The sequence below is a fragment of the Bacillus sp. SIMBA_074 genome (assembly GCF_046534555.1).
In the GTDB taxonomy this organism is placed as follows: Bacteria; Bacillota; Bacilli; order Bacillales; family Bacillaceae_G; genus Bacillus_A; species Bacillus_A mycoides.
Map to the genome: position 1 here is coordinate 1 of NZ_JAWRYM010000058.1, position 9033 is coordinate 9033.

At 30.0% G+C, this 9033-nt stretch carries 10 protein-coding genes; 5 read left to right on the forward strand and 5 right to left on the reverse strand.

All coding sequences use genetic code 11. The annotated features are described in order from the left end of the window. Positions 1 to 293: 293 nt before the first annotated feature. Positions 294 to 854: a DUF3967 domain-containing protein gene (locus tag SB773_RS29480; protein WP_286097096.1), complete on the reverse strand. Its 561-nt coding sequence runs from the start codon at positions 852 to 854 to the stop codon at positions 294 to 296. A 297-nt stretch (positions 855 to 1151) separates the two neighbouring features. Between SB773_RS29480 and SB773_RS29485 the strand changes: the two genes are divergently transcribed. The 3 genes from SB773_RS29485 to SB773_RS29495 all read left to right on the forward strand — a co-directional run bounded on the left by SB773_RS29485 (position 1152) and on the right by SB773_RS29495 (position 2690). Continuing rightward, a complete protein-coding gene (locus tag SB773_RS29485; protein WP_410593735.1) occupies positions 1152 to 1343 on the forward strand; it encodes a hypothetical protein in 192 nt (63 codons plus the stop codon). A 101-nt stretch (positions 1344 to 1444) separates the two neighbouring features. Beyond that, complete coding sequence (locus SB773_RS29490; RefSeq protein WP_410593737.1) at positions 1445 to 2278, forward strand: DUF2785 domain-containing protein; 834 nt, start codon at positions 1445 to 1447, stop codon at positions 2276 to 2278. 118 nt (positions 2279 to 2396) lie between these two features. Then, entirely contained in the window at positions 2397 to 2690 is a 294-nt protein-coding gene (locus tag SB773_RS29495) for a hypothetical protein (protein WP_002130303.1), read from the forward strand. 619 nt (positions 2691 to 3309) lie between these two features. On the opposite strand, the gene SB773_RS29500 is transcribed toward SB773_RS29495, so the two are convergent. Both SB773_RS29500 and SB773_RS29505 read right to left on the reverse strand, forming a co-directional pair. Next, entirely contained in the window at positions 3310 to 3756 is a 447-nt protein-coding gene (locus SB773_RS29500; protein ID WP_410593739.1) for a hypothetical protein, read from the reverse strand. A 63-nt stretch (positions 3757 to 3819) separates the two neighbouring features. Next, positions 3820 to 4281, reverse strand: a complete 462-nt coding sequence (locus tag SB773_RS29505; RefSeq protein ID WP_410593741.1) for a hypothetical protein — start codon at positions 4279 to 4281, stop codon at positions 3820 to 3822. Between the two features lie 473 nt (positions 4282 to 4754). Between SB773_RS29505 and SB773_RS29510 the strand changes: the two genes are divergently transcribed. After that, positions 4755 to 5990 carry a plasmid recombination protein gene (locus SB773_RS29510; RefSeq protein WP_410593743.1) on the forward strand — a complete coding sequence of 412 codons (1236 nt, stop codon included), beginning with the start codon at positions 4755 to 4757 and terminating at the stop codon, positions 5988 to 5990. Positions 5991 to 6250: 260 nt separating this feature from the next. After that, the gene (locus SB773_RS29515; protein WP_131247406.1) at positions 6251 to 6889 is read left to right on the forward strand and encodes a MarR family transcriptional regulator; all 639 of its coding nucleotides are present in this window, start codon (positions 6251 to 6253) and stop codon (positions 6887 to 6889) included. Positions 6890 to 7410: 521 nt separating this feature from the next. Here SB773_RS29515 and SB773_RS29520 read toward each other — a convergent pair. Together SB773_RS29520 and SB773_RS29525 are read right to left on the reverse strand one after the other, a co-directional pair. Continuing rightward, positions 7411 to 8019 (reverse strand): hypothetical protein, encoded by a 609-nt coding sequence (locus SB773_RS29520; protein WP_088044847.1) that lies wholly within the window; start codon positions 8017 to 8019, stop codon positions 7411 to 7413. Positions 8020 to 8233: 214 nt separating this feature from the next. Then, entirely contained in the window at positions 8234 to 8491 is a 258-nt protein-coding gene (locus SB773_RS29525; RefSeq protein WP_088044848.1) for a hypothetical protein, read from the reverse strand. Positions 8492 to 9033 lie beyond the last annotated feature (542 nt).

A 9033-nucleotide genomic window follows, 5' to 3' on the forward strand; every position in this document is an offset into this window, starting at 1 on the left:
TTTTCAAAATCAGTACCTACTTTCTAATACAATTATATAATTAAAATACCACGATAAAATTGTATATTCTATTCATTGCTAATTTACATAACGTCTCATTATCAGTAGCAAATAAAAAGCACAAACCTTTGATGTTATTAGGTTTGTCCGTTTTTTATTTTTATCATCTTATACATGTTTTTATACATTGTGGAGATTCTGGGGTTTTTAAGGCTTACGAATATCCTGTATTAGTACAAAAATCTGTATAGAATTCTGTATAAAAAAAGCCTTGCTTATATGCAAGGCTTTTTTTATTTCCAAAATTGCCACCATTTTTTTTGTTTGGTGGTTGCAATCAATTTTTTAGTCTCCTGGGTTTCACGGATCATAGTCATTAGGTTTTGGTCACGTTCATCCATTCTTTGAATCACAGCTTTTTGAAAATCTTGTTGTTGTTTTTGCTGTTCAGCTAACCATTCCTTTAAATTTTCTTCATGTTTTTTAAGTTGTTCAGATACTCTTTCAGCAACAATTCTATCTAACTCCTGAACAGCTACAACTTCTTGTCCTACTTGGATTTGTTCAGGTTGTTGTTTAGTTGTTTGGATAGGTTCAATATCTATAAATTTAGGGAATCCTTCTTTACTGAGGAGCTCAATAATTTGTTTTGTTTGGAGGTTTCTTTTATTTCTCATTTTAGCTATAAATTGAAAAACAGGTATACATTCTTGATGGATTAAATATTTGTTCTTTTCACCTTGTTGGAATTTTAAAAAACTACTGTAAGTTTGACAGTTTCGTTTTATAGTCATAGCTGATACTTTTATTTCCTTGGCTACTTCTTCAGCTGATAACCAGTCTTTTTGTTGCACTGTTCAGGTCACCATCCTTCTAAACATCTGAACTAAACACTATTTAAACAACTAAACAATTCTATAGCTGACAAGGGTTTCCTTGTTTTTTTGTTCAGATGGCTGTTTAGATAATATACAACTAGTTTAACACCCGAACATCTAAATAGTCATCTGAACAAGCAATATATGCTAGAAAGGAAAATAGAAAGATTCGCATTATTAAAGGAATGTATGAAGTGAAATTATAAATATTAAGTGGTAAAATATAGTTTAATATAATATTATTTACATTTAAAGTTTAAAGGGGTTGATATTATGAAATTAAAGGGATCTACTATTGTATTATTAATTCTTTGTACAATAGGATTACTAAGTGATGTACGTAAAATGATAAATGGAACGGCTCAGATTCATAATTATGTATTGTTTGTACTAATTTTATTTGCATTAACTTATAATTTATATGCTTTTTATCAAGAAGGAGAAAAGAAAAAAACACTGGTGTAATACCGGTGTTTTTTTCTTTTACTACTGATAATGAGACGTTATGTTAACTTCACACGAATATGGTATACAATGTAAGAAATACGTTTTTAGGGAGAAGACACATGGATGAAATTACATTAAAAAATAGATTAATTGAACTAAAACAGAAAGAGTTTTCTTTTCAAAACATAAATCTTATTGAGTTAACTACTTATATGTTAAAACACCTAGGATCCCTTGACTCAGAATTAAGAGATAAACTGATATACAGAAACTTTTGTAAGATAATTACAAATAATTATTTAAGTCAAAGTCATCTAAAACAAATGTTGGCAACTATCTTAGATGATAAATATTTATTTAAGGGAATTAGATTAAAAGAAGACGATTCAGTGTTTACTCGTTCATTTAGTACACTTTTGATTGCTTTAATTCTTGATGCAGATAATCGAAAAGATTTTCTATCACAGGACACTGTATTATTGGTCAAAGATTGTCTTTTGAAGTATATGTTGATGGAGCAAGATCTGAGAGGCTATGTAAAAGATAAAGGCTGGGCACATAGTATAGCGCACGGTGCCGATGTTTTAGATGAGTTAGTAAAAAGTCATAAACTTGATCAAGGTGCATACAAAAACATTTTAACTATCATTATAAATAAAGTACACGTATACGAGTATGCATATCATGATGATGAAGACGAAAGATTAATAACTCCAATCATTGCAATGCTACAAAGAGGATTGCCTGAAAATGAGTTGATTGAATACATAGAGGGAATTTCAAATTACTTAGAACAGAAAAATAAAGAATTAGCCGTTGAAAATTATTGGATTCTTTACGCGAATACTAAATTATTTCTAAGAAGTTTACATTTCCGTATGCAAAAGCATCCAGAGTTTGAAATGATAAAGAAGAGCGTAGAGCATACACTTGATAAAATTAGCTATTTTTGAGTTGAAAAAGTTTTAATTTTACTTCTGATAACGGTGATTATGTGAACTTCATATCAGATTGGTATTTAATAAAAAAATTTATAAATTGATTGAACATCTAAAAGGAGTATGGGGTATTTTGAGAAAAACTAAACTGAGAAACTATGTGAAATTATTTATTCTCTACTTAATTATAATTTTAATATATTTCCTATTGTTTGATTACAGTAAAGTGTATATTAAGGCAAAAATAAATAACGAATTTTTATATCAATTATATTTATTAATAGGACGTATTAGTATGGGTTTGGGAATATATTTTATTCCAGATAAGCTAGGTATTAAGATTAAATTCAGATTTAAATTTCTTATAGCAGTTATCGCAATAATAACTACTATGAGTTTTCTTGATATATTTGGTTTAATAGAATAGCTTTGATAACTTCATATTTTATTATCAAGTGGCTTAATAAAAAGTAATCGTTTAGCAAAATCTATATTTCTACAAATAATTGCACTTCTGCTAAGTGGGGTTATGTTAACTAGAGTATATTTTCTTTATTTTTTTTCGTATAATTTTAATATATTTACTAATAGATGATAATGGAGAGGAATTTGAGAAATGAAATTTTATGAATGGAATAAACAAATTCAAGAAATATTTCATCAATATCCTACGCAAGATGCAGACATTTTTACTGTCATCGCTTCTGTTTTAGCTATTTTTAAGTTTGTTAGGAATTAAAAAAGCATCTATTTAGATGCTTTTTTATATTTAAAGATAAATAATAAGATTTTTTGTTTATAGTTTCTATTATCTCTTTATTTACAGTGTTTTGAATGTATACTTTTTTTATATAAAATGAGGGTATCAGGAGAATTGGCTAGAATTCAATGATTAAGGATAATCGAATGTAAACTAATATTCAAAAGTTTACATTCGTTTTAATGAAAAATAAAAAGCACTTTTGATAGTTTCACAAGTGCTTTTCAAGATAGTGTTAATAGATGTGTTTAGCAGTATGATCTTAGGTCTAAAGTAATTATCAATATTAACGATTAGTAAATTGCATCAGTATCTCTTCAGTATGCTCTGCATTTAAGTGATAAATAGTAGAATCTCCTGTACGTCGAATATACGATTCGTTATTATGTCCTTCTATATCAAAAGCCAATATTTCAAATGTAATCTTTTCTCCATTATCTAATGAAAAATCAATAGTACGCTGAGAAATATTAGAAGAGTTTTCGAAAATCTTTTTCTTCCAAAAATCTGTTTTTGATACAACCTTTTTTGAACTAGTTAGTTTTTGAAATACATCTTTTGCATCTTGACCATAATCTTTAATAATACCTTCAGCAACCGAATCTGTTTCTAGATATTTTATCTTTGAAATCGTATCAGAAGTTAGTTTTATTTTTTCTTCAGGTTCTATTAAAACAAAATAGATGCACACACTTACAAATATAAACAATATTCCTAACACTATTTTTTTCATTTATCTTTTCCTACTTTCTGAAAAAACTTAATAGGCTATTTTTGAATAAGATATGTTATTCAATTATTGAAAAGGAACGTCGTATATAAACCATGTTTCATTTTTTTGATACATATGGAATTGAATGTCTGTACCTATCCATGGGGGCATATTAATAACTGCGGAATCCTTGTAATCTTCGTTTATTACTACAGAGGATCTTGCAAATCTAAAAGATGATAGAATTGTTTCATGAAATTCAGGTGCCTCTTTTAAAAATTGTTTCTTTTCCTTGGTCATTTTTTCATCATTTTTATAGAAAAGATAAGTTGTTTCATAATTTTTTTCTTGTATTGAATGTAAATATAATCTTACTACTGTTTTAGGTTTTTGCTCTTTTAGTGTATAAATATCTTGGGATTTTTGTAATTTATCATATAACTTTTGTTCTGTATGATTTAAATCTGTTAAATAAGGTGAAAGAGGAAATACAAACCAAAGAATAATGATTACTAAAATTAATAAACCTATTTTTTTCTTGTTCATTTAATTGAAGCTCCTTATGTAATTATTAAGAATATAGTAGCATGAATATTTCTTTATATTAATGAGAAAATATTCTTTCGTGTCTGTCAATGGTAAGCGGACAAAACGAAACGATAGTGAAGTGAAGGAGCATTAAGGAGTTGACAGACCCACTACGCCCAGACCCTCTTGTGGTTGTCAAAAGGTACCTTTTGACCCTGCCTACCGGCGAGGGAGCCCCCTCAAAAAATGAGGGGGTTGGGGGAGTTTGTTAGATGGGGTCTGGGGAAGAGTTCCCCAGTGGGTTTGGGCAAAGCCCAAGATTTGTTTTTGCCATGCTAAGCATGGCTCGGCAAAGCCGAAAAGCGTCGCAGACCCCTATGGATTTTGATGCGTTAGCGTCAAAATACGTATAGGGTTACGTCAATTGACACAATTTCGTCGCCTTGCTAAACTTATTGTATCAATTAATCTAGGGGAAGTGGTGGAACTTTATGTTGTTCTCTATCTCATTTAATCAATCTCACCAAAGTTCATTAAGCCATAATAACAGAGAAAACATTTATGGGAATCCTGGCATCGATCCATCCAGGTTAGACGAGAATATCTACTTTGTTCAAAAGGATATCCGAAGTGTATACAAGGATATCTTTCAAGAAGCGGTGGACAAGTACAATGAGAAGCAAAAACGAAATGACCGTAAGATCCAGGACTACTATGACAAAATACATAAAAATGAAAAGACACATGAGCAACGAGAATTGGTTGTAGCGGTTGGAGAGGGTAAAGATGACCCAAAGTATAGGGAAGCTAAAAAAGAAGCGTTAAAACAGTATGCAGAGGCGTTTCAAGGACGAAATCCAAATCTAGCAGTCTATAACATGGTTTTACATGATGATGAAGCAAATCCGCATTTACATATTAACTATGTACCGAATTTCGAAAGTAGTCGAGGATTAACGAGGCGTGTCGGAATGGACAGAGCCTTGCAACAACAAGGCGTACAAGGAAAAGGGACGGAACTAATTGCGAATTGGAGACAATTAGAAACGGCTTATATTGAATCTTTGGCTAAAAAACATATTCCAGAATTTGAACGAGCGAATGTAGGTTCACATAAGTACATGAAAGTCCGCCAATACAAGGAATATGCTGAAGCAGTTTCTAATATAGAGAATCAATTTACCGAGATAAGCAAGCGATTACCTAATAATAAAATTACGTTAAAGACCAAAAAGAAAGAGATCAAGACAGAGGTAAAACCAAAATTAATTGGTAAACCTGAAATCATTGAAAAAGAGACAGGCAATTATGTTTTTTCTCCAAAGCAACTCGAAAAAGTAGAAGAATTGATAACTGCAGCAGTCACTATAAAAGAAGATTATGAGCGTTTGCAGAATACGGATTTGGTAAAAGAAAATAAGGAATTGAATAATCAAGTTGATAGTTTGTATGATTCTTTAAAAGAATCTCAAAAGATAAATCTAGTATTGAGGGAAGAAAATAGAAAATTAAATACTGAAATAGGTTCGTTAAAGACTCATATAAGAGATTTACAGACAAACATAAAGGTTTTATATCAACAAACGAAAAAAGTTTTTAAAGAGCAATTTAAGGCTCTTAGAGAGCTTGTTAAAAATGAATTGGTTGGCAAGGGTGTAGATAATCAATTTGAACGTGAACATAAGAGAGAAATGAGGAGACATCAAAATTTTGATAGGGAAAGATAGGAATGATGATGGTGAAAACATTGAATTGCATGAGTTTGAAGAAGAAAAAGAGGATTGAATGTTGTGTTTTTGCAAGAGATGGAAAGCTTTAACAAGGTGTTTCATGTTATTATAAAGAAAGACGTATAAACGAGAAAAACCGCCCATGCTTTGGACGGCAGGCGGTTTTTCATAATAAGGTTGGAATCAACCAATATATATTCTATATACATTCTAACATATAAAAGTTGATTCCTTCCACTAAGGGAGAGAATTATTTTATGACAAAAGTTGTAGATTTTGGACAAGCTGAAAAAAAAGCAAAAATAAGAGATAGTAAGATTGATAGTATTTATGATCAGTTGCAAACTGGTGGTTATTCAGAAGAAGAAAGAGCTATGCTTTTACAGATGTTAAGTAAAATATCTGGTGGGGAAGAATATTTCATTGGTAAAAAGAAAAAACCTACAGATCGGGTGAGATTTGTGCAAATTATAATGGATAATATAGATTATCTAATTGAAATAGGTTATTTAAGTAGTAAGGAAGAAGCTTTTTTATTTAAATTAACTTCATCTGTAGAGTTTAAAACCAATGTTCTTGTAGAACGTGAGACAAATAATCCAGCATCACCTACATATTTAGCTGAAAAGTTTAAAATGACTCGTCAAAGTATTTCTAGTGTTATGAATGGTTTATTAAAAAAGGGAGTATTAGCAGTTGCACAATCAGGTGTTACAACTGAAGATGGACGGGTTTGTACTAGTCGTACATGGTTTGTAAATCCAAATGTTATGTGTTGCTCTCCTAAAGATGGAATAGATAAAGCAACTCAACATATTTTTAGGGATTCACTAAGGAATTTTAAAGTTGAAGATCAAGGAAAGAAAAAACATAAATTACCCATTTATTTATTTTAAAAGAATGCAAAAATTTTCTTGCGTTCTTTTTTTTTTGTTTATTTACCTTTTTTTAGGTGTCATTTTTTTTTGACACCGGTGTCGCTTTTTTTTGACACCCTATCTTCTATAAACCTTTGCTATTACTGGCTTTTTTTACTTTGCTCTTCTCACTCTTATATATAGGGCTAAAAGTTCCGCAAGGAACGGGTTGTATTTTTGAAAAAATCATTCAAAAATCTCCACCCTCAAAATCAAAAAGTCGGTTCGTTAATCCTCACCTAAAGGCTACCGCCTTTTTTTTTTGGTTTTGTCCTTGCAAAACTTTTTTCGGCTCGATATGCTTTTTTCGCCAAGCCGACAGACAAAAAGTAAAGCAATGGTTCTCGACTTGGACAAGCAAGTATACGAGCCGAACCGCCTAGATCATTCGTCTCAAGATAGTTCTTATTCAAAAAATAGATACGTAATACGTGGGGTTTCGCCCCCACACGACGAGCCAGTCCTCTAGCCAAAAAGCAAATTTCAAATCTTAAATCCGTTTACATTATTTTTTTAAGAAAGTTTCCTGTATCACTAATTGCTTGAATGGAGTTAATTTTAATATTAATTTTATTTGGAGATTTTATAATTTTATTAGTTGAATTATCTTTTACTTGTACATTTGGCCCAATAATAGTAATTGATTCTTTATCAATATTCATTATAAAACCTTTAATATGAATTTGTTCTAAAAATACTATGATGCGTAAATGAATTAATTGATAACCATGTAAAAGTTTTTGTATTTCATTTGTAACGTCTGTAATATTTTTAGACGTATCGATTTGATATTTAGATATTTCTTTACTAAATATTGATTGCGAACTATTTTGTTTTATTTTGAATTTTTTTGATTCGGTTTGAGGTGCGGAGGGTTTTGGGAATTTTAATAAGACAGTAGACTTTTTTTGTGCTTTTGATGGAGTATGAGCTGTTTCTGGTGAAACCACAGGATTTTCTTGTGCTTTTAGTGGAGTATGAGCTGTTTTTGATGAAACCGCAGGATTTTTTTGTGATCTTGGTGGAGTATGAAAAGGGATAGGATTTATATTAAACAATCTGAATTTAGGTTGTTTAATATTTTTTTGATTTGAACAAAACTGACACACCTAAACACCTCCTATAAAGGGTTGTATTATATAGTAAACATATTATGTAAAAGAGTGATAATAAAAAAGATACTAAACAAGCCAAAATTTTTTTCTATACAAGTGATTTTTAACATGATATTTTAGGCTAATTCATACCAATTAAATTTTTGTGAAATGAAATAAAAAATGCAATGGGATTATAAATACCCATTGCATTTTTTGACTTTATTTATTATGCTCCTTGGTCATCACTAACAGATAAAATTGAACTGATTTTAACACTAATTTGGTTTGGATTTTCAAGGTCTTCACCATTAGCATTACTTTCTACTTCAACTTCATCCCCATTACCACGAAGAGTAACAAATTCATCTCCAACTCGAGTGATAAGACCCTCTACATGGAATGATGGTAAAAATAATACGACTCTTGCTCCAACTAATTGAAATGCACGTAACAAAGTACGGATTTCATCATGATGTTCTGGCATTTATATCTTCCTTTCCTATTAAACTAAAAAAGTAGAAAAAGAGTTTTTAAAAATAACTCTCTAACTACTTCTCAAGATAGGATATGTTGAGAAGTATTAATTGTAATAGACAAATTGGTAATTAATTTTTAATACTATGAAATTTTACTAGGGTTCAATTGTCTCTATAGTAAGAAGTACTTAAAGGGTTATTAGCCCTTAAAATTTTAGTTGTTCTAGTGTTTAAGTAGGAGTTTGTCGCTATTTTACTAATTTCAAATGATAAATAGGCTTTTAATTAATCTATCATTTTTAATCCCTAAACTTAAAAATGATAGATTAATTAAAAGTTATAGAAAAATCTTTATGAATAAATATTTAGAGTAAGTTAACATAAAGTCCTATTATAGGGATTCAATGTATTTAGAAGACTATTAAAAGTCCTCCAGATTGTTTAACTGGGGGACTTTCTTGTTCACATAATTATCGATTTAGGAAGTAAAAAGTTATACTTCGTCAGTGATTTTTTTTAATAGACTAGTCCTTAATTCTTTAAAATTCTC